Annotated in this window: 17 protein-coding genes; 9 read left to right on the forward strand and 8 right to left on the reverse strand. The window is 72.3% G+C overall.

Annotated elements, in window-relative coordinates:
- Positions 1–76 precede the first annotated feature (76 nt).
- Positions 77–1,792: an acyl-CoA dehydrogenase family protein gene (locus ACFVUY_RS04920; RefSeq protein ID WP_387727403.1), complete on the reverse strand. Its 1,716-nt coding sequence runs from the start codon at positions 1,790–1,792 to the stop codon at positions 77–79.
- A 121-nt stretch (positions 1,793–1,913) separates the two neighbouring features.
- On the reverse strand, positions 1,914–2,486 hold the full coding sequence (locus ACFVUY_RS04925; protein ID WP_380348343.1) for a PadR family transcriptional regulator: 573 nt from the start codon (positions 2,484–2,486) through the stop codon (positions 1,914–1,916).
- A 185-nt stretch (positions 2,487–2,671) separates the two neighbouring features.
- Here ACFVUY_RS04925 and ACFVUY_RS04930 point away from each other — a divergent pair, with 185 nt between their 5' ends.
- Positions 2,672–3,145: an SPW repeat protein gene (locus ACFVUY_RS04930; protein WP_387684821.1), complete on the forward strand. Its 474-nt coding sequence runs from the start codon at positions 2,672–2,674 to the stop codon at positions 3,143–3,145.
- Between the two features lie 154 nt (positions 3,146–3,299).
- Here ACFVUY_RS04930 and ACFVUY_RS04935 read toward each other — a convergent pair whose 3' ends face one another.
- Both ACFVUY_RS04935 and ACFVUY_RS04940 read right to left on the reverse strand, forming a co-directional pair.
- Positions 3,300–4,706: a class II fumarate hydratase gene (locus ACFVUY_RS04935; RefSeq protein WP_387727405.1), complete on the reverse strand. Its 1,407-nt coding sequence runs from the start codon at positions 4,704–4,706 to the stop codon at positions 3,300–3,302.
- A 193-nt stretch (positions 4,707–4,899) separates the two neighbouring features.
- Positions 4,900–5,745: a carbon-nitrogen hydrolase family protein gene (locus tag ACFVUY_RS04940; protein WP_387727407.1), complete on the reverse strand. Its 846-nt coding sequence runs from the start codon at positions 5,743–5,745 to the stop codon at positions 4,900–4,902.
- A 363-nt stretch (positions 5,746–6,108) separates the two neighbouring features.
- Here ACFVUY_RS04940 and ACFVUY_RS04945 point away from each other — a divergent pair, with 363 nt between their 5' ends.
- Positions 6,109–8,112, forward strand: a complete 2,004-nt coding sequence (locus ACFVUY_RS04945; protein WP_387727409.1) for a cholesterol oxidase substrate-binding domain-containing protein — start codon at positions 6,109–6,111, stop codon at positions 8,110–8,112.
- 31 nt (positions 8,113–8,143) lie between these two features.
- Here the strand turns inward: ACFVUY_RS04945 and ACFVUY_RS04950 are convergent, their stop codons facing one another.
- Positions 8,144–8,824 (reverse strand): helix-turn-helix domain-containing protein, encoded by a 681-nt coding sequence (locus ACFVUY_RS04950; RefSeq protein WP_387727411.1) that lies wholly within the window; start codon positions 8,822–8,824, stop codon positions 8,144–8,146.
- A 161-nt stretch (positions 8,825–8,985) separates the two neighbouring features.
- Here ACFVUY_RS04950 and ACFVUY_RS04955 point away from each other — a divergent pair, with 161 nt between their 5' ends.
- Together ACFVUY_RS04955 and ACFVUY_RS04960 are read left to right on the forward strand one after the other, a co-directional pair.
- A complete protein-coding gene (locus tag ACFVUY_RS04955; protein WP_387684831.1) occupies positions 8,986–9,723 on the forward strand; it encodes an AzlC family ABC transporter permease in 738 nt (245 codons plus the stop codon).
- Positions 9,723–10,031, forward strand: a complete 309-nt coding sequence (locus tag ACFVUY_RS04960; protein WP_387727791.1) for an AzlD domain-containing protein — start codon at positions 9,723–9,725, stop codon at positions 10,029–10,031. The genes ACFVUY_RS04955 and ACFVUY_RS04960 overlap by 1 nt, the downstream gene beginning before the upstream one ends.
- A gap of 121 nt (positions 10,032–10,152) precedes the next feature.
- On the opposite strand, the gene ACFVUY_RS04965 is transcribed toward ACFVUY_RS04960, so the two are convergent.
- Positions 10,153–10,479, reverse strand: coding sequence for a hypothetical protein (locus ACFVUY_RS04965; protein ID WP_387727413.1), 327 nt, complete (start codon positions 10,477–10,479; stop codon positions 10,153–10,155).
- 173 nt (positions 10,480–10,652) lie between these two features.
- On the opposite strand from ACFVUY_RS04965, the gene ACFVUY_RS04970 reads away from it, so the two are divergent.
- The 5 genes from ACFVUY_RS04970 (at position 10,653) to ACFVUY_RS04990 (ending at position 16,082) form a co-directional block, all read left to right on the forward strand.
- Positions 10,653–11,840: an acyl-CoA dehydrogenase family protein gene (locus ACFVUY_RS04970; RefSeq protein ID WP_359900452.1), complete on the forward strand. Its 1,188-nt coding sequence runs from the start codon at positions 10,653–10,655 to the stop codon at positions 11,838–11,840.
- 85 nt (positions 11,841–11,925) lie between these two features.
- Positions 11,926–12,297, forward strand: coding sequence for a hypothetical protein (locus ACFVUY_RS04975; protein ID WP_387727415.1), 372 nt, complete (start codon positions 11,926–11,928; stop codon positions 12,295–12,297).
- A 298-nt stretch (positions 12,298–12,595) separates the two neighbouring features.
- Positions 12,596–13,474, forward strand: a complete 879-nt coding sequence (locus ACFVUY_RS04980) for an alkaline phosphatase family protein (protein ID WP_387727417.1) — start codon at positions 12,596–12,598, stop codon at positions 13,472–13,474.
- 501 nt (positions 13,475–13,975) lie between these two features.
- Positions 13,976–14,458 carry a hypothetical protein gene (locus ACFVUY_RS04985; RefSeq protein ID WP_387684839.1) on the forward strand — a complete coding sequence of 161 codons (483 nt, stop codon included), beginning with the start codon at positions 13,976–13,978 and terminating at the stop codon, positions 14,456–14,458.
- A gap of 289 nt (positions 14,459–14,747) precedes the next feature.
- Positions 14,748–16,082 (forward strand): multidrug effflux MFS transporter, encoded by a 1,335-nt coding sequence (locus ACFVUY_RS04990; protein ID WP_387727419.1) that lies wholly within the window; start codon positions 14,748–14,750, stop codon positions 16,080–16,082.
- 182 nt (positions 16,083–16,264) lie between these two features.
- On the opposite strand, the gene ACFVUY_RS04995 is transcribed toward ACFVUY_RS04990, so the two are convergent.
- Both ACFVUY_RS04995 and ACFVUY_RS05000 read right to left on the reverse strand, forming a co-directional pair.
- A complete protein-coding gene (locus ACFVUY_RS04995) occupies positions 16,265–18,322 on the reverse strand; it encodes a glycosyl hydrolase family 18 protein (protein ID WP_387727420.1) in 2,058 nt (685 codons plus the stop codon).
- Positions 18,323–18,869: 547 nt separating this feature from the next.
- On the reverse strand, positions 18,870–19,439 hold the full coding sequence (locus tag ACFVUY_RS05000) for a hypothetical protein (RefSeq protein WP_387727421.1): 570 nt from the start codon (positions 19,437–19,439) through the stop codon (positions 18,870–18,872).
- Between the last annotated feature and the right edge of the window lie 107 nt (positions 19,440–19,546).

Below are 19,546 nucleotides of genomic sequence, written 5' to 3' on the forward strand. Positions count from 1 at the left end.
CTGTGAACCGGGGGTGCCGGTCCGCCGACCGGCACCCCCGGAGTCCTGCCGTCCCCGCCCTACGGCTGCGTCCCGCTCACGGTCGCATCTCGTACGCGCCGGAGAGCGACTCGACCTGCGTCCACACCCGCGCGTCCCGCGCCGGGTCGGCGACCGGGCGACGCACGTTCGCGAGTGCCCAGGCCGCCTGCTGCTCGGTGGCCGAGGCCTTGCCGTGCAGCTCGGTGGCGTGCGCGGAGAAGTCGCGGACCAGCGCGTCGAAGACCCGGTCCAGCACGTCGCCGCCGTGCTCGGAGGCGGCCAGGCCGGTCAGCTCGGCCTGCTCCAGCACCAGCTGGCCGTAGACGATCAGCGCGAACAGCTGGCCGATCTCCAGCAGGAAGTCCAGGTCGGCCTGCTGCTCCTTGCTCGGCGCGTTCTGGAGCAGCAACTCGCAGAAGCCGTCGGCCTGTTCGCGGAAGCGGGCGACATTGGGCAGCTCGGCGTGGCGGTCGTAGGCGGTGCGCCAGTCGTGGAACCGGATCGCGCCGAGACCGCGGGCCGGGCCCTGCCGGAAGAGGAAGGCGTCGTCGGCGGCGTCCACCCGGCTCGGCACCGGGGCGTAGTCGGCAGGGGCGAACAGGTAGTTGCCCATGAACTTGAGGATCAGCGCCAGGTTGACGTGGACGGTGCCCTCCAGCTTCGGCAGGCCGCGGATGTCCTTCGCGGCCTTGTCGAAGTAGGTGTCCGCCTCGAAGCCCTTGGCGGCGATGACGTCCCACATCAGGTCGATGACCTTCTCGCCCTCGGTGGTGACCTTCATCTTGGTCATCGGGTTGAACAGCAGGTAGCGGCGGTCCTCGGGGGAGGCGCTGCGGAAGTAGTCCACCGCCCGGGCGCTGAACAGCTTCATCGCCACCAGGCGGACGTAGGCGTCGGTCAACTCCCGCTTGACGTGCGGGAAGTCGGTGACCCGCTTGCCGTACAGCACCCGGTTGTGGGCGTGCGTGACGGCCTCGTACATCGCGTGCTCGCAGATGCCGATCGAGGCGGTGCAGAGGTTGAACTTGCCGACGTTCACGGTGTTGAGCGCGGCGTCGAAGGCGGCCTGGCCGGTGTGCAGCACGTCCTCGGCGCGCACCGGGTAGTCCTCCAGGCGGAACTCGCTGACGTACATCTGCGCGTTCACCACGTTCTTGACCAGGTGGTACGCGTCGTGGCGGCTGTCGGCGGCGAAGAAGACGTAGCCCTCCGGGCCCTCGACGTCCGAGCGGCGGCCGAACACCGAGACCAGGCCGGCCACGTTGCCGTTGCCGATGTAGTACTTCGAGCCGGTCGCGGTGAAGCCGCCCTCGCCGTCCGGGGTGAGGATCATGTCGGTGGAGTAGATGTCGGCGCCGTGGGTGCGCTCGGAGAGGCCGAAGGCCATCACGTGACCGTCCGCGAGGAGCTGGGCGGCGCGGGCGCGGACGGCCTCGTTCTCGCTCTGCCAGACCGGGCCGAGGCCCAGGATGGTGACCTGCCAGGTGTACCAGTAGCCGAGGCCGTAGAAGCCGAGGATCTCGTTCAGCTCGGCGATCCGCGCGGTGTCCCAGCGCTTGTCGGGGTCGGCCGCGGCGGGGGTCAGGAACTCCGCGAAGAGGCCCTCCTTCGCGGCGAAGTCCAGGAAGTCGGCGTACCAGCTGCGGTCGATGTAGGTGTCGATCAGCGCCTTCTTGCCGCGGGACTCGAACCAGTCCACCGTCGCGCGCAGCAGTCGGCGGGTCGGCTCGTCGAACTGTGCGGGGTCGTAGCTGCGCGGGTTGAAGAGCATCGAGGGGCTCCCGGGGGTCGAGGGTGTGAAGAGGGCGGGTGACAGGGGTCGGGTGACAGGAGTCGGGTGACAGATTTCAAACTCTGTTAGTTGTCATCCGTCGGCCGTCATCTGTCAGTCGTCAGTCGTCATCCGTCGGCCGCCGTCCGCCGTCGGCGGAGAGGCGGCGCAGGGTGGCGAGCACGTCGTCGAGCCAGGCGAGGGTCATCCGCTCGTACTCGATGCCGCCGCGCAGCACCACGTGCTGCAGTTGCTCGTGCGCATCGAGTGCGGTGGTGTCGGGGAAGTCGCGCTGCTCGCCGTGCAGGTAGCGGGCGAGCAGGGCGGCATGGCTCTCGCGGTGTCGTTCCACCTCGGAGACCAGCGCGGCCGGGTCGTCGAAGGCGGCGGCCCGGATCTTGACCGCGAGTTCGTGCCGGACGGTCTCCGGCTCGACCGGTTCGCGCAGCCAGCCGGCCAGCGCGGCCCGTCCGGCCCCGGCTGCCGAGTAGACCTTCTTGTCCGGGCGCCCGTCCTGGGGGACCTCCTGCGCGGCCACCCAGCCGTCCGCCTCCATCCGCCGCAGCACCCGGTAGATCTGCTGGTGGGTGGCGGTCCAGAAGCGTCCGATCGAGCGGTCGAAGCGCCGGGCCAGCTCGTAGCCGGAGCCGGGCTGCTCCAGCAGCGAGACGAGGATCGCGTGCTCCAGTGCCATGGCCCGCATCCTGCTATGCAACGAGTTGCATAGGCAATGGCGGCCCGGACGGTTGAGACGCAGGTCACCGGCGTGACCGGATGGTTATCGGTCATTCCGGACTATCGGGTGCAAAACGTTGGATAAGCGCCAGAATGGGTACGGGGCAAGCGCCTTACCGGTTCCGACCACAGGAGGTGGTATCGGTGGCAACCCATATCCCGACGACGGGCATGGAGCACCATCCGGACATCGTCGAACTCCGCGAACGCTACGAGCGGGTCACCTCGACCCCCCGTGCCCAGGGCATCGAAGCCCTGGCCGTCCTGGCCGGTCTCTTCCTGGCGGCCTCGCCATGGATCGTCGGCTTCACCGCGTACAACACTCTGACCGTGACCTGCCTGATCGTGGGTCTGGCCTACACGGCCCTGATGGCCGGCTACGGATCGGCCTACGAACGCACCCACGCCCGGGCCTGGGCGGCCGCTGCGCTCGGTGTCTGGACGATCATCTCCCCGTGGGTCGTCTCCGGGTCCGTCGCGCACGGCAAGAACATCGTGACCTGCATCATCGTGGGCGCCGTGATGTTCCTGCTCGGCCTCGCGGCGATCTCGATGGCGACCATGACGTCGAACGGGGCGTCGATGCGGCGCGGCCGGGCCGGCCGCGCGAAGGGCTGATCTTCCCCGCAGCCCGTGACCGGGGCGCGGAGGGCGCGAGTGCCCCCCGCGCCCCGGCGCGAGCCCGAGGCGTGAACCCAAGGCGCGCGCCCGAGGCGTGACCCGGGCGCGGGCCCGGCACGTTCCGACCCGACTCCGACCCGACTCCGACCCGCTAGGGGTGGGTCATCCGCAGCACGTCCAGAGCCTCGTCCAGCTGCTCCTCGGTGAGCCTGCCCTGCTCGACGTAGCCGCGCTCCAGAACCACCTGACGGATCGTCTTGCGCTCGGCCAGCGACTGCTTGGCGACCTTCGCGGCCTCCTCGTATCCGATGTAGCGGTTCAGCGGGGTCACCACCGAGGGCGAGGACTCCGCGTACTCCCGGGCCCGGTCCACGTTGGCGGTGATGCCGTCCACCGTCCGGTCGGCCAGCAGCCGGGCGCTGTTGGCGAGCAGCCGCACCGACTCCAGGACGTTGCGGGCGATCACCGGGAGCATCACGTTCAGCTCGAAGTTGCCGCTCGCGCCCGCCAGCGTGACCGTCGCGTCGTTGCCCACCACCTGGGCGGCGACCATCAGCACCACCTCGGGCAGCACCGGGTTCACCTTGCCCGGCATGATCGACGAACCGGGCTGGAGGTCCGGCAGGTTGATCTCGCCGAGCCCGGTGCGCGGACCGGAGCCCATCCACCGCAGGTCGTTCGCGATCTTCGTGAAGCCCACCGCCACCGTGCGCAGCTGACCGCTCAACTCGACCAGGGCGTCCCGTGCCCCCTGCGCCTCGAAGTGGTTCCTGGCCTCGGTCAACGGCAGGTCGGTGGCGCGGGCGACCTCCGCGATGACGGCCGCCGGGAAACCGGGCGGGGTGTTGATGCCGGTGCCCACCGCCGTCCCGCCGAGCGGGAGTTCGGCCACCCGGGGCAGGGTGGCCAGCAGCCGCTCCCGCCCGTGCCGCACCTGGGCCGCATAGCCTCCGAACTCCTGGCCGAGCGTGACGGGCGTGGCGTCCATCAGGTGGGTGCGGCCCGACTTGACCACCCGGGCGAACTCGGCGGCCTTGCGCTCCAGCGACTCCGCGAGGTGCTCCAGCGCCGGGACCAGGTCATGGGTGACGGCGGCGGTCGCGGCGATGTGGATCGAGGACGGGAAGACGTCGTTGGACGACTGGCTGGCGTTGACGTGGTCGTTCGGATGGACCGGTCGGCCCAACCGCTCCCCGGCCAGGGTGGCGATCACCTCGTTGGTGTTCATGTTGGACGAGGTGCCCGAGCCGGTCTGGAACACGTCCACCGGGAACTGGTCGTCCCAGTGCCCCTCCGCGACCTCCTCGGCGGCGGCCGCGACCGCCTCCGCCGTCTCCTCGTCCAGCACTCCGAGCCGGGCGTTCACCCGGGCCGCGGCGGCCTTGATCCGAGCCAGTGCGGCGATGTGCGCCCGCTCCAGCCGCTGGCCGGACACCGGGAAGTTCTCCACCGCCCGCTGCGTCTGCGCCTGCCACTTCGCGTCGGCCGGCACCCGGACCTCGCCCATCGAGTCGTGCTCGATCCGGTACCACTGCGCCTTCTCCTGCTCGCCACCCATCGCGCGCTGCACCTCCTGTACGGGCCCGACCGGCCCGGAACGGATCTTCGGTCAGCACAGCCGCGAACGAGGCCCGGGTATTTCCGGTCGGGGTGATCCGGTTCCGTTCCCTTCCGTTTCGTTCCGTTCCGTCTCGGTGCGGGGGCGGGTGCCCGCGGCCGGTGCGGCCCGGTTTCCGGCCCCGGCTCGGCTCCTACCGGCGGGGCAGCTCGGCGCGGACCAGCTCGCCCGGGTCGGTACCGGCCTGGACGACGAGCTCGCCGCCCGGGGCCCAGACGCCGGAGCCGCCCGAGCTCTCCGGGTACTCGCCGGTCGCCCCGGCGCAGGTCGCGAGCACGCACCACACCCCGTGGGCGGCGGCCCGGTCGCGGACGTGGCCGTCCCGGCGCTCCGCCTGGGCGGTGCCGGGCCCGTAGAGGGTAGAGGCGACGTAGGCGTCGATGCCGAGCGCGGCGGTCTCCTCGGCGTGCGCCGGGTCGGCGGCGTCCGCGCAGACGGCGAGGCCGAGCCGCAGGCCGTCCAGCTCCAGGACGCCGGGCTTCCCGCCGGGGGCGAAGCGCTCGACCTCGGCGCCGTGCAGGCGCATCTTCCGGTAGGCGACCTCGGCGCCCTGCCCGGTGACCACCAGCGTGGCGATGGACTCGCGGCCGTCGGTCTCGGTGACGGGTGCCCCGACCAGGGCGACGGCGCCGGTCGCGGCGCAGGCGGCCACCAGCGGCGCGAGCCGGGCGTCCGCCGGGTCGACGGCCGGTGCGGTCAGGTCGTAGCCGGTCAGCGACAGCTCGGGGAACACCACCAGCCGGGTGCCCGCCCTCCGTACCGCCTCGGCGTGCAGGGCGACGTTCTCGGACACGGTGTCCGGACGGCCGGCGGCGGCGCAGACGGGCTGGGCGACGGCGACGGTCAGGGCTCCGCGGGCGGGCGGGTTCGCGGACGGGGCGGAGGCCGAGGCCGTAGCCGAGTCCGGCCGCGAGTCCGCGGGCGAGTTGGCGCGCGAGTTGGCGCGCGAGGACTCGGGTGAGGGCGTGGACGAGGGCATGGCGAAGCCTCCGGCTGGCGGGGTGGAGTGAGGTGAGGCGGGGTGATCGTGATCAACCGTGACCGTGATCAACCTATGCGCCCGTCGAGGACGTGGGCAACGGAGCCGGGACGAGGAGCGGTGCAGGTGGACGGGGCGCCCGGGGCCGATCGGGCCGATCTCACTCGAAGGAGTGAGATCCCCGCCGGGCGCTTCAAACTGCCGTGCGCCCCTTCATACGCTCCAGACCGGGCCGGGCGGACTCCGGCCGGACCCGGATCGGCGCAGCTCGGCCCGGGGGACCAGGACGAGGGGGCGGACGGACGGATGACCACAGGACACGGCCCGATGGGCGGAACGGGTGACGGAGCGGCACGGGAGGGGATGACCCCACTGAATACCCCGGTGGACGCCCCGACCGATGCCCCGACCGACGCTCCGGCGAAGACCTCGGCGAGGACCGCCCCCGGTGGCCTCACCCGGCGGCAGTTGCTGGGTGCGTCGGCGGCGCTCGGCGGCGCGGCCTGGCTGCTGCGCGGCACCGTCGGCCCGGACAGCGCCGAGGCCGCCGCGCCGGTACCGCCCGCGCTGCCCCCCGGCACCGAGCTCTACCAGCGGGTCTTCCAGAACTGGTCCGGCGAGATCCGCACCGACCAGCTGTGGACCTGCGCGCCCCGCACCCCCGAGGAGGTCCCGGCCCTCGCCGACTGGGCGCACGCCAACGGCTGGCGGCTGCGCGCCTCCGGGTACCGGCACACCTGGGCACCGCTCACCGTCGCCGCCGGGACCCCGGAGAGCGCCAGGGTGCTGCTGGTGGACACCACCCGGCACCTCACCGCGATCGGCGCCGACTCGCCCGACACCGTCCGGGTGCAGACCGGCGCCACCATGGAGGCCCTGCTCGCCCACCTCGCCGACCGCGGCCTCGGCCTGACCGCCTGCCCGGCCCCCGGCGAGATTACCGTAGGCGGTGTACTAGCCATCGGCGGCCACGGCACCGCCGTCCCGGCCGCAGGGGAGGTGCGACCGGAGGGGCACGGCTACGGATCGGTCAGCAACCAGGTCGTCCGGCTCACCGCCGTCGTCCTCGACCCGGCCACCGGCCGCTACACGCTGCGGACCTTCGACCGCTCCGAGGCCGACAGCGCCGCCTTCCTGGTCCACCTCGGCCGAGCCTTCCTGACCGAGGTGGTGCTGCGGGCCGGTGCCGACCGGCCGCTGCGCTGCGTCAGCCGACTCGACATCCCGGCGAGCGAGCTCTTCGCCCGCCCCGGGGCCGGGACGGGAACCGGAACAGGCGCCGGCACCGGGGCCGGTGCGGGTACCGGCGGGGGCGGGGGCGGGGGTCTCGGCGGAGTGCTCGGGGGAGTGCTGGGCGGTGTTCTCGGCGGTGTCCTCGGGAGCGGGGGAGGCCCGCGCACCCTCGCCGACTTCGTGGAACGCGACGGTCGGGTCGAGGCGATCTGGTTCGCCTACACCGAGTACCCGTGGCTCAAGACCTGGAGCGTCACCCCGAGCAAGCCGCTCGCTTCCCTGTCCGTCGACCACCCGTACAACTACCCGTTCTCGGACAGCGTTCCGGAACCGGTCGCCCGGCTCGCCGGCGAGATCGTCACCGGCGCCTGGGCCTCGGCCCCGCTGTTCGGCCAACTCCAGTACCTGGTCACGAAGGTGGGACTCACCGGTGACATCACCGAAGTCCTGCTCTCCGGAGCCCTGCTGCGCCGACTGCTCAGCGGAGAGGTGCTCACCCACCTGCTCGCGGGCGGACTGCGGTCCGACCTCTGGGGACCCTCGCGCACCCTGCTCCAGTACGTCCGCCCGACCACCCTGCGGGTCACCGCCAACGGCTACGCGATCCTCCTCAAGCGCTCCGACCTCCAGTGGGCGGTGAGTGAATTCGCCGCCTACTACCGGGAGTTGCTCGCCTCCTACCAGGCCCGGGGCGAGTTCCCGGTGAATGGCGCGGTGGAGATCCGGGTCACCGGCCTGGACGACCCGGCCTCCTCCGGCGTCCCCGGCGCCCGGCCCCCGCTGCTGTCCGCGCTGCGACCGCGCGCCGACCGCCCGGAGTGGGACACGGCCGTCTGGCTGGACGTCCTCGCCTTCCCCGGCACCCCCGGACTGGAGCGCTTCGCACGGGAGTTGGAGCAGTGGCTGCTGCGCACCTTCGACGGCTCCCGGGCGGGCCTGCGGGTCGAGTGGTCCAAGGGCTGGGCGTACACCGACGCCGCCGCCTGGTCCGATCCGGACCTGCTCGGCCGGGTCGTTCCGGACAGTCTGCGGGCGGGCGGCGGGCCCGGCTGGGACGAGGCGGTCGCCGTCCTGGACCGCCACGACCCGCACCGGGTCTTCGGAAATCCCTTCCTGGACGGACTGTTGAAGTAGGAGGCGCCCCCCTGCCAGAGCCGGCGAGGTGTCAGATGTGCTCCATGACGATCACCGCGAGGGTGTCCGGAGCCAGGGCGCGGAACACGTGCGGAGTGTCGCCCGGGTAGCTCACGTAGTCGCCCGGGCCCAGCTCCACCGGCGCCTCCGTCGGCCCGACCAGCGCCCGCCCGGCACCGATCAGCACGTGCTCGACGGTGCCGGGCATGTGTGGATCGGAGGCCCGGGCCTCACCCGGCTGCGCCTCGATCCGATAGATGTCGCGCCGGGCGTTGGGCGGGCAGGAGGAGAGCGCGGTGGCGGCGTAGTCGGCGCGCTCGGAGTGGGTCACCGGGCCCTCGCCGGCCCGGATCACCTTGACCACCGGGCGCGGCGGGTCGACGAGCCGGCTGAACGGCACGTTCAGTGCGACGCCGAGCGCCCAGAGTGTCTCCACGCTGGGGTTGCCCGCGCCGGACTCCAGCTGGGACAGCGTGGACTTGGCGATGCCCGCGCGCCGGGCCAGCTCGGCCATCGACAGCCCGCTGCGCTCGCGCTCGCGCCTGATCGAGACGGCGATCTGGCCGATCAGCTCGCCGCCGCCGTTGGCACCGCTGCCGGTGCTGCCGCTGCTATCGCTGCTGCTGGAGCGGCCGAAGTCACCGGAGCTGCCGGAACCGTCGGAGCCGCCGGAGTCCGTGGCCGGGGTGCTCTGGTCACTCATGCTCGCCACTCACGCTTCCTCACGCTTCCTCCTGGCCCCTTCCACGGCTCGCCGGTGCGGCCGATGTCGCCGTTCATGCTGCCACGGCCGGTCGCATCGGCCGCAGTTCGCCCGATCGGTCCGAGTGTTCGCCTTGACGAACGACGCCGAGTCGGTTCACTCTAATGAACATGCGTTCGCTACTTCGAACACTGGAGCGTTCCACCCTCCGGGACGTCGCCCTGGTCTGCCTGGCCGATGCCCTGGTCGGCGTGTCCTTCGGCGCGATCAGCGTCTCCGGGGGCCTGCCCCTCTGGGTGCCGATCACCCTCTCCGTCCTGGTCTTCGCCGGCGGCTCCCAGTTCGCGGCGGTCGGCGTGGTGCTCTCCGGCGGCGGCGCCCTCGCCGCGGTCGCCACCGGACTGGTGCTCAACGCCCGACTGCTGCCCTTCGGCTTCACCGTGGCCGACGTGCCCGACGGCCCGTGGTGGCGGCGGCTGGTGGGAGCGCAACTGCTCACCGATGAGACCGCCGCCTTCGCCCTGCAGCAGAGCGATCCCCGTCGGCGCCGGGCCGTGTACTGGCTCTGCGGGGTCGCCCTGTTCGTGGTCTGGAACGTCTCGGTGCTGCTCGGCGCCCTCGCGGGCGGGCTGATCGGTGACACGGACGCGTTCGGACTGGACGCGGCCTTCCCCGGGGTGCTGCTCGCGCTCGTCCTGCCCTCGCTCGCGGACCGCCGCACCCGTACGGCGGCGGTGGCGGGTGCGGTGGTCGCGGTCGCGGCGACCCCGTTCGTCCCCGCCGGGCTGCCGGTGCTGCTCGCCCTGGTCGGGCTGGTGTTCGCCGGTCGGTCGGCGGCCGGGGAATCGGGTCGGAAGGCGGCGGACGGACCGAACGCCGCGGACGCGGAGAAGGAGGAGGTCCGATGATGCCGCTGTATGCCGTTCTGCTGCTCGCGGCCGGAACGTACGCCTACCGACTGGCCGGGCCGTTGCTCGCCGGTCGGCTCGCCCTCTCGGAGCGGCTGCGGCACCTGCTGGCCGTCGCGGCGGCGGTGCTGCTGGTGGCCCTGGTCGCGACCGGCGCGCTGACCCAGGGGCACGGCTTTGCGGGGTGGGCCCGTCCGGCGGGCGTACTGGTCGCGGGAGTGCTCGCGCTGCGCCGGGCACCGTTCCCGCTGGTGGTCGTCGCGGGTGCGGCGACCACGGCGCTGCTGCGGCTCTGCGGGGTGGGGTGACAGCTGACAGAGTTTGAAATCTGTCAGCTGTTATCCGTTATCTGTTATTCGTCGGCTGTCGGCTGTGATCCGTCGGCTGTGATCCGCGATCCGGTGCTCGTCGGCCGCCGCCCGTTCGCCGTCAGCGGCCTTCCTCGCGCCCCTCGGCCAGTCGCTCCGCCTGTACCTCCGGCCGCTTGCTGTCCCACAGCAGCTCCCACACCTTGAACACGCAGTGGTAGTCGCGCATGCTCCCCTGGGCGATCAGCAGGTAGGTGTCCCCGTCGCGGAGCAGTGTCCGCCGTCGGCTGTTGAAGGGGTGCTCCGGGGTGTAGGAGGGGACGAGCCGCCTCAGCTCCTCGACGGCCTCCTCGCGGGTCCCCTCGACCTCGGCGAGCACCTTGCTCCCCCAGATCCGATCCTGGCCCATGCCCACCGTCTCCTCGACGACCAGCGCCCAACGTGCCATGTCCTGCCCCGCCCCTTCCCCTCCGGTTCGCTTCCGCTCGGCCGTACGCGCCCTCGGGCGCGCCGTCGAACGTGTCGCCATCCTCACTCGTTCACGCCCGCCCACCACCCGGCCGGGTGCGGAATACTCGCCGGTGTTCCGCCGGTGTCCCGCCGAGAGTACAAGGAGCTTCAGTGACGAAGCCGACCCGGATCGACCCGTCCGACCTGCTCGCCGTCGGCGATCTGCTCTCCGACGAGGAGCGGCTGATCCGCGACACCGTCCGCCGGTTCACCGAGGAGCGCATCCGCCCGCACATCGGCGAGTGGTTCGAGCGCGGGGTCTTCCCGGTCCGCGAACTCGCCCCCGAGCTCGGCGCCCTGGGCGTGCTCGGCATGCACCTCGACGGCTACGGCTGCGCCGGCGCCGACGCGGTGGCGTACGGGGTGGCCTGCATGGAGCTGGAGGCGGCCGACTCCGGGCTGCGCAGCTTCGTCTCCGTCCAGGGCTCACTCGCCATGCGCTCGATCCACGCCTTCGGCTCCGAGGAGCAGAAGCAGCGCTGGCTGCCAGGCATGGCCGCCGGTGAGCTGATCGGCTGCTTCGGCCTCACCGAGCCGGACTTCGGCTCGGACCCGGCCAACATGCGCACCCGGGCGGTGCGCAAGGGCGGTGAGGGCGGCGACTGGGTGCTGTCCGGCAGCAAGATGTGGATCACCAACGGCAGCATCGCCGACGTCGCCGTGGTCTGGGCGCAGACCGAGGAGGGCGTGCGCGGCTTCCTGGTCGAGCGCGGCGCCCGCGGCCTGACCGCCACCGATGTGCACGGCAAGCTCTCGCTGCGCGCCTCCGTCACCAGCGAGCTGGCCTTCGACGACGTGGTGCTGCCCGCCGACGCCGTGCTGCCCGGGGTGGTCGGCCTGCGCGGACCGCTCTCCTCCCTCAACGAGGCCCGCTACGGGATCCTCTGGGGCACCGTCGGCGCCGCTCGCGACTGCTACACCTCCGCCCTGGACTACGCCAAGAGCCGGATCCAGTTCGACCGTCCGATCGCGGGCTTCCAGCTGACCCAGCAGAAGCTGGTCGAGATGATGCTGGAGGTCGAGAAGGCGTACCTGGTCGCCCTGCGGATCGGGCGGCTCAAGGAGCAGGGCGCCGCCCGCCCGCCGCACATCAGCTTCGGCAAGCTCAACAACGTCCGCACCGCTCTGGAGATCGCCCGCAGTGCCCGGACCGTCCTCGGGGCCAACGGCATCACCACCGAGTACCCGGTGCTGCGGCACGCCAATAACCTGGAATCGGTGCTCACCTACGAGGGCACCAGCGAGATCCACACCCTGGTGCTCGGCGAGGCCATCACCGGCGAGTCCGCCTACCGCTGACGGCCGCCCTCGCCGCATCTCGTCGTCCCTCACGGCCCGGGAAAACCGGTGGCCGGGCCGTCGTGGCCCGGCTACCGTCCCTGCCATGACCAGCCGGTTCGTCCCGACGCAGCCCCCGACCACCACCCTCTGGCGCCCCACCGGTCCCGAGGAGCTCGCCCTGGTCGAGGCCGCGGACCGGTGGGCCTGGCCGCCCCGCCTTCCCGAGCAGCCGATCTTCTACCCCGTCCTCAACGAGGACTACGCGATCCGGATCGCCCGGGACTGGAACGTGCCCGCCTCGGGCGTCGGCTACGTCACCCACTTCGAGGTCGACACCGCCTTTCTCGCGCGCTACCCCGTCCAGCGGGCGGGCGGCCGGACGATCCTCGAACTCTGGGTTCCAGCCGAGGAGTTGGACGAGTTCAACCGGCACATCGTCGGCCGCATCGAGGTCGTCCACGAGTTCCGCCCGTAGCCGTGAGACGGCCGCCCGCCGACAAGTCGCTGCCGCCCGCGGTCTGCCCGGACGGCTCCAGGCTGCCGCGCACCGGACCCTCCTGACCCGCTCCCGGACGGCAGTCCTGGCCCCCGTGCCCGCCCCGGACGGCAGCGGCGGAGCTCCGCCCGGGGCGCGGGAACGCCCGTCCGACACTTCGTGGACACCTGACGTTCGGCGGTGGGACGCCGACCGGTACGGCGGTCGGTGAACCATGGCGCGGTCGGCGGCGCCCTCGGCGGGCGCGGCCGGGTGCGCACGACCGAAAGGAACCCCCATGTCCGCTGCCCAGTGGCCCCGCCCCCGCGTGCTCGTCGTCGGGATCGACGGCGTCCGCCACGATTTCCTGGCGCAGGTGCCGATGCCCCGCCTGCAGGAGGTCGCCGAGGCCGGGTTCCTGGTGCCGGTCACCGTCGCGGACGGCACGCCCACCATGTCCGGGCCGTGCTGGGCCACCATCGTGACCGGCGTCGAGCCCGCCAAGCACGGGGTGTGGGGCAACCACCTGGGCGGCAACCGGCTCGACGTGTTCCCCGACTTCGCCACCCGCCTCGCCCGGGGCGACCGCCGCCGCACCTTTGTCGCGGCGGGCTGGGACCCGCTGATGATCAACGAGTCCGGCGGCCCGCTGTTCCGCGCCCCCGGCCGGCTCTCCTACGTGGCCCCCGCCGAGGACACCCCCGAGACCTGGGAGGCGGTGGACGAGGAGGTCACCCGGGAGGCCGTCCACGTCCTCGGCACCGCAGACCCCGAGGCGTCCTTCGTGTACCTCGGCGCCGTCGACGAGACCGCCCACTTCCTGGGCTGCGGCGACGAGTACCGCGCGTCCATGCGCACCGCCGACGAGCGCCTCGGCCGCCTCCTCGACGCCGTCCGGGGCCGGGCGACCCACGCCGAGGAGCAGTGGACGGTCATCGTCGTCACCGACCACGGGCACGTGGACGCCGGCGGCCACGGTGGCCGTACGGCCGAGGAGCGGACGGCCTGGGTGGCCTGCGCCGGGCACGGCATCCCGGCCGGCCCGCCCACCGGCGAGATCCGTCATCCGGACGTCGCCGCGCAGGTGTACGCCTCGCTGCTGCGTCCGATCGACCCGCACTGGACCCTCGACGGCCGCCCGTTCCCGGTCGCCCGTCCGGTACCGGCGGCGGTCTGACACCGCGGCGGCCCGAAGCGGTGGTGGCCCGAAGCGGTGGTGGTCCGAAGCGGCGGCGGCCGGTGACCCGGCTGCAGCAGGCCGGGCTGCGGCGGCTCCGGGCTTGAGCAAGGCTCGATCGGGGCTCGGGCCGTTCTCGACCCGGGCGTGCCAACCTGAGCGCCGGAGCGGCACGGACCCGGCGACCGGCGGTGCCAGGGCTTGCGGCTCAGGGATCCGCGGGGCCGGAATCCGCACGTCCGGAATCCGCGGGCCTCAGGGTCCCTGTCGGAGGACATACGCCTGAAGGTGGAGAAGCTACCCCGTGGGTCGGAGACAAGTTCGCGACCTGGTGGTGACGATCCGACGGGTCCGGACGGGCCACGATGGTTGCACCGGACGGCGGAGCACGCCGACCGGGTCGGTGACGCGGACCTGAGCGGCCGCCGACAGCGAGGACGAGCGGCAGCGGCACGAGCGGCAACGGCCGCATCGGTCACGACACGGAGAGGGCAGTCGGGCATGAAGGGCATCGTGAGCAAGGTCGCGCTGGGAGTCGCGGGTACCGGCATGGCCGTCGCCGTGGCGGCTGTGGCAATCGGCCCGCGGGTGTCCGACTGGTACGACGAGCACCACCAGCAGCAGGGCTCGTACGAGAGCGGCACCCAGGCCAAGGCCGACCGCCGGTCGATGCCGACCTGGCTGCCCGACGACGCCTCCGGGGTGAAGTACCTGATGTCCACCACGGGCGACGACCGCCTGCTGCGCGCCACCCTCCCGGAGGGCCGGCTGCCCGCCGGCTGCACCGCCGGGCTGCCGGGCAAGAGCGCGCACCCGGTGCCGCAGGCGCTCAAGGCCGGTTGGTTCCCCGAGAGCGTCGCGACCAAGGCCACCGGCACCTGCGGGCACTACAACGTGGCCCTGACCGGCAACCAGCTCTACGCCTGGCAGGACGGCGCCGCGGTGCAGGCGGCGCTGCGCGCCGAGCACGTCGCCAAGCGCTGAGTCCGGAGACCGGCCCCGGGAGCGCCCGCCGACCGGGCGACGGCCCTCCCGACCACTGCCGAGGACTCTCCTCCCGGCCACTCCGGCCCGGGGAGCGGAACGGAACGGCCCGCCGGGCACCGGAAGGTGCGGGCGGGCCGTCGTCGTGTGCGGGCCGGGCCGGGCTGCGGGCGACCGCCGGAGGCACCCCCTCGGCCGAACAGCGTGCACCCCCGCTGTCGGAACCGGCCCGGGCTGCGATAGGACGGAGCGCGAACGAACCCCGCGTCACCCGTCCGTAAGGAGAACCATGCCCGGCCCGACCGTCGGCCCCACCGACGACACGTCGACCGCTGCCGCTCCCGCACCCGCACCCGCCACCACACCCGACCCCGCGTCTCTTGCCGCCCCGGCCCCGGCCCCGGCCCCCGCCACCGGCCAGGCCCGGCCCGGCTGGGCCGTGATCGCCGCCCTCGGCGGGATCGCCGGGCTCGGCCCGCTCACCACCGACCTCTACCTCCCGGGCCTGCCCGCGATCGCCGACGACCTGGTCGCCCAGCCGGCCGCCGTCCAGCTCACCCTGACCTTCTCGATGCTCGGGGTCGCGGCCGGTCAGCTGCTCTTCGGGCCGCTCAGCGACCGCTACGGGCGCCGTCGGCCGCTGCTCGCGGGGCTCGTGCTCTACACCCTGGCCAGCGTGGCGTGCGTGTTCGCGCCGAACCTGACGGTGCTGATCGTCGGCCGCTTCGTCCAGGGCGCGGCCGGCTCCGCCGGGCTGGTGATCGGGCGCGCCGTCTCCCGGGACCGCTTCCAGGGCGTCGCGCTGCTGCGCTTCCTCGCCTCGATCGCCCTGATATCCGGGCTGGCCCCGATCCTCGCCCCGATCATCGGTGCGCAGCTGATGCGGTTCACCTCGTGGCGCGGCACCTTCGGCGTGCTCACGGCCCTCGGGTTGCTGCTCACCCTGGTCTCGTTCGCTGTGCTGCGCGAGACGCTGCCGCCGGAGACCCGGGACCGCGGCGGGGTCGGTGCGGCCCTGCGGACGATGGGGAGGCTGCTGCGCAACCTGCCGTTCCTCGGGCTGGCGCTGACCAGCTCCCTCGCCTTCGGGGCGCTCTTCGGCTACATCAGCGGGTCGTCGACGGTCCTCCAGGACGTGTACCAGGTCTCGCCGCAGAGCTACAGCCTGCTGTTCGGGCTGAACTCGTTCTCGATCGTGGTGATGACCCAGGTGAACGGACGGGTGCTGGCGCCGCGCTTCACCCAGCGGGCGCTGATGCTGGGCAGCCTCGCGGCGGCGGTCGCCGCCGGGGCGGCGCTGGTGCTGCTGACGACGGTGTGGGACTTCGGGCTGGCCGGGTTCTGCCCGCCGCTGTTCGTGATGATGGGCAGCCTCGGGGTACTGCTGCCGAACACCGCCGCCCAGGCGCTCGGCCTGGTCGAGCCGCAGGTGGCGGGCACGGCGTCGGCGCTGCTGGGGACGGGCAACTTCCTGTGCGGTGCGGTGGTCGCACCGCTGAGCAGCCTCGGCGGTCGGCCGTCCGCCGTGCTGCTGGCGCTGGTGGTCCTGGTCTGCGGGGTGCTGGCGACGGTGGCGTACCTGGCGCTGTGCCGGCCGGAGCGGATGCGGGCGGCGGGCGGCTGACGAGCGAACAGCGGCGAACGGACGCCGGCGAACGGACGACAGGGAACAGATAGCAGCGAACAGGTAACAGGTAACAGGGATCAGCGAACAGGGATCAGCGAACAGATAACGAATGACAGCTGACAGAAAATGAAATCTGTCAGCTGTCATTCGTCATTCGTCATTCGTCACCCGAAGCGGACTCAGGCGATGGAGAAGTCGTCCCCGTACACGTTGCCCTGGCCGTACCAGCCGTGCAGGTACACGGTGACGGTGCCGTTGGCGCCGGTGGTGAAGGGGACGGACAGCTTGGTCCAGCCGGAGGAGCTGGTCCAGGCGCTGGCGGTGGCGCCGCCGCTGACGCCGACGTAGGCGTAGTTGCCCTGCACCCAGCCGCTCAGGGTGTAGCTGGTGTTGGGCTTCAGGGTGACGGTCTGCGAGCACTCGCCGGTCTGGCCGGCGGTGGCCGCCGCCTGGAGCGCCTTGGTGCCGGAGTGGACCGGGGTGGAGACCACGGCGCCGCCGCTCTGGCAGGTCCACGGGGTCAGGCTGCCGCTCTCCAGGTCACCGTTGACCAGGCCGGTCGTCGGGCCGGTTCCGGTGATGGTCAGGGTGTAGGCCGCGGTGTGGCTGCCGGAGGGGCCGGTGGCGGTGACGCCGAGCTGGTAGGTGCCCGGAGTCGCGGCCGAGGTGGTGCTGATGTTGAGCGTGGCGCTGTTGCCGGTGGTGACGCTGCCGGGGGTGACGGTGGTGTTGATGCCGATGGTCGGGACGCTGATGACCGAGAAGTTGACGTTCTGCGCCGAGCCCGCGGTGGTCGCCGTCGTGATGGTGGCGGAGGTGGACGAACCGACCGCGACCGTACCGGAGTTCGGGTTCACGGCGACCGAGAAGTCGTTGCCGGGCTGGGTGCCGGTGACGTTCAGGGTGAAGGTGCCGGTGTGGCTTCCGGAGGCCGCCAAGCCGTTCACCGTGATCGGGTAACTCCCGGGCGTCACACCGGAGATGGTGCTGATGTTGAGCGTGGCGCTGTTGCCGGCGGTGACGCTGCCGGGGGTGACGGTGGCGGTGACGCCGGCCGGGGCTCCGCTGACCGTCAGGTTGACGCTCTGCGCCGAGCCCGCCGTCACGGCCGTCGCGATGGTCGCCGAGGTGGACGAACCGGCGGCGACGGTGGCGGAGTTCGGGCTGACCGAAACCGAGAAGTCGTTGTTCACCGTCGAGCCGCTGGTGAACGGCGCGAAGATGTGGCTGAAGTCCCAGGTGTTCTGGGTGATCCCGGAGCAGTTGTCGTTCCCGGCCGTGCCCGGGCAGCCGCCGTTGTCGCGCTGGAGCGCCCAGAAGGACAGCGTGTTGATGCCCTTGGAGACCGCCCAGTTGTACACGGTGTTGGCGTTGGCCAGGGTGAACGTCTCGGCCGGGCCGAAGTCGTCGACACCGATCATCTCGATGATCCCGATCGAACCCCACAGCTGGGCGGGGGTCTTGGACGGGTAGAGCTTGGCGAGCTGGTTGTAGAGGCCCTGCGCGGAGGTCTGGGTGTCGGCCGCCATGTCGTGGGTGGCGTTGTCGTAGTAGTCGAAGGTCATCATGTTGACGACGTCGATCCGCGCGTTGTTGCTGACCGCGTTCCGCAGCACCGCGAGGCCGCTGTCGGCCAGTCCGGAGGGGGTGGTCGGCAGTGTGTAGGAGAACTGGATGGTCCGGCCCTTGGTGGCCGCCCAGTCCTGGACGAGCTTGATCGCCTTGTTGCGGCGGTCGATCCCGCCGCTGTTGGTGAGCGAGTTGTCCTCGATGTCGAGGTCGATCCGGCTGACGTCGTAGGTGGTGATCACGTTCTCGAAAGCGGCCGCGATCTGGTTGACATCGGTGCAGCTGTCGGCCAGCTCGGTGCCGGTGTTGTCGGCGGTGTAGCCGCCGAAGGACGGGATCACGTCCCCGCCGTTGGCGCGGATGGTCGCGATGTCGGCGCCGAAGGTGGAGGAGGACACCGGCTTGGAGGTGTCGCCGTTCCAGTACGGCGTGCAGGAGCCCTTGGTGGCAGCCTGGAGGAACGCCATGGTCAGGTGCTTGGCGCCGGACTGCGCGGCCAGCTGGGCCGGGCTCTGGCCGGTCCAGGACTCGAAGTAGGGGGCGAAGACCCGGCTGGGGAGCGGGGTGGCGGCCTGGGCGGAGCTCGTCCCGGCGGCGACCAGGCCGGCCGAGGCGGCCAGCGTGGCGCAGGCCGTCAACACGGCCTGGACTGTTCTGCGAAGGCGCATGGATTCTCCAACAGACTTGGTGGGGCAGGACGTTGGGGAGGTGCGGTCGGTCCGGGCAGAGCGGCCGAGTGAGGTCGGCCGCGATCCCGGGACCGGGGCGGATATCGGGAGTGCGGGAGTGCGGGCGTGCGAACGCCCACCGACTCGCGCGGACGCGGGCGGCGTGCGCATGCGCACCGTACGGAGCGGGGGTGGAGTGGAGCATGGCAGGGCAGTGCCTCAGCCGCCGGTGGTCACACCCCCACAGTGCATCCCGGTCGGATCGACATGCTTATGTTTGGACTAGACCACTGGTCTGTCAAGAGTCCTAACAGTTCGTCAGCACACGGTCCGCGTGGTGAAAGGGGGCGGGAGGGGGTGGTGCTGGAGTCGGTGCTGGAGTCGGCGTCGGTGACGGCGAGGGGCCCCGAAACGAGAAGACCGTGGCCGCGCACCCCGGAAGGGGGCGCGGCCACGGCAGCCCGGCGCTCAGGACGCCGGGCGGTTCATGGTGTCGCGGATCCGTGGACCTGTCGGCCCGGATCGGTGGCTTGGATCAGTGCCGGAGTCAGCGGGACGGCGGGCAGAGCGTGGAGAGCAGTGCCTCGTTGATCTTCGCAGCGGTGTCCGGGCCGAAGCCCTGCGGGTGGTCGGCCGAGGTGAAGCGCTGGTTGGCCAGGTCGACCAGCTTCTGCTTGTCCTTGGGGAACTGGTACATCGACTGGCACTGGTTGCGCGCCCGGTCCACGGCCTGGTCCGGCTTTCCGCCGACGATCGCCGGGTCGATCGCGTCCAGCGCGGACACCAGCTTGGTCGCCAGGTCGCTGCCCGGCTTGGCGGGCAGTCCGGCGTCGGTGGGCGGGGCGGGCTTGGCCGGCGCGGGGGCTCCCGAGGTGCCGGCGTCGGGGGTGGGAGCGCCGGTCGCGCCGTCGGCCGTGGGGGCGGCCGAGCCGGGCGTGGGAGCCGCGGGTGTGGTGGCGGCGTCGGAGGGCGCGGGGGTCGATGCGGCGGAGGCGGTGGGGGAGCCGGCCGCGGAGGTGGCCTTGTCCGAGCCCGAGCCCGATCCGGAGCTGGAGCAGGCTGCGAGGCTCACCGCGGCGAGTGCCGTGAGGGTGGCGGCGAGGAGACGAGTGCGCATGGCGCCCAGAGTGTCATGTTCGCGGCATGGAAGGGAAGGTGTCTCCGGTGGCTCAGGAGGAACGCCGGAACGCCGGAACGCCGGAACGCCGGAACGCCGGAACGGCG

It is taken from the genome of Kitasatospora sp. NPDC058063 (assembly GCF_042885395.1).
GTDB classification, from domain to species: Bacteria; Actinomycetota; Actinomycetes; order Streptomycetales; family Streptomycetaceae; genus Kitasatospora; species Kitasatospora lactacystinica.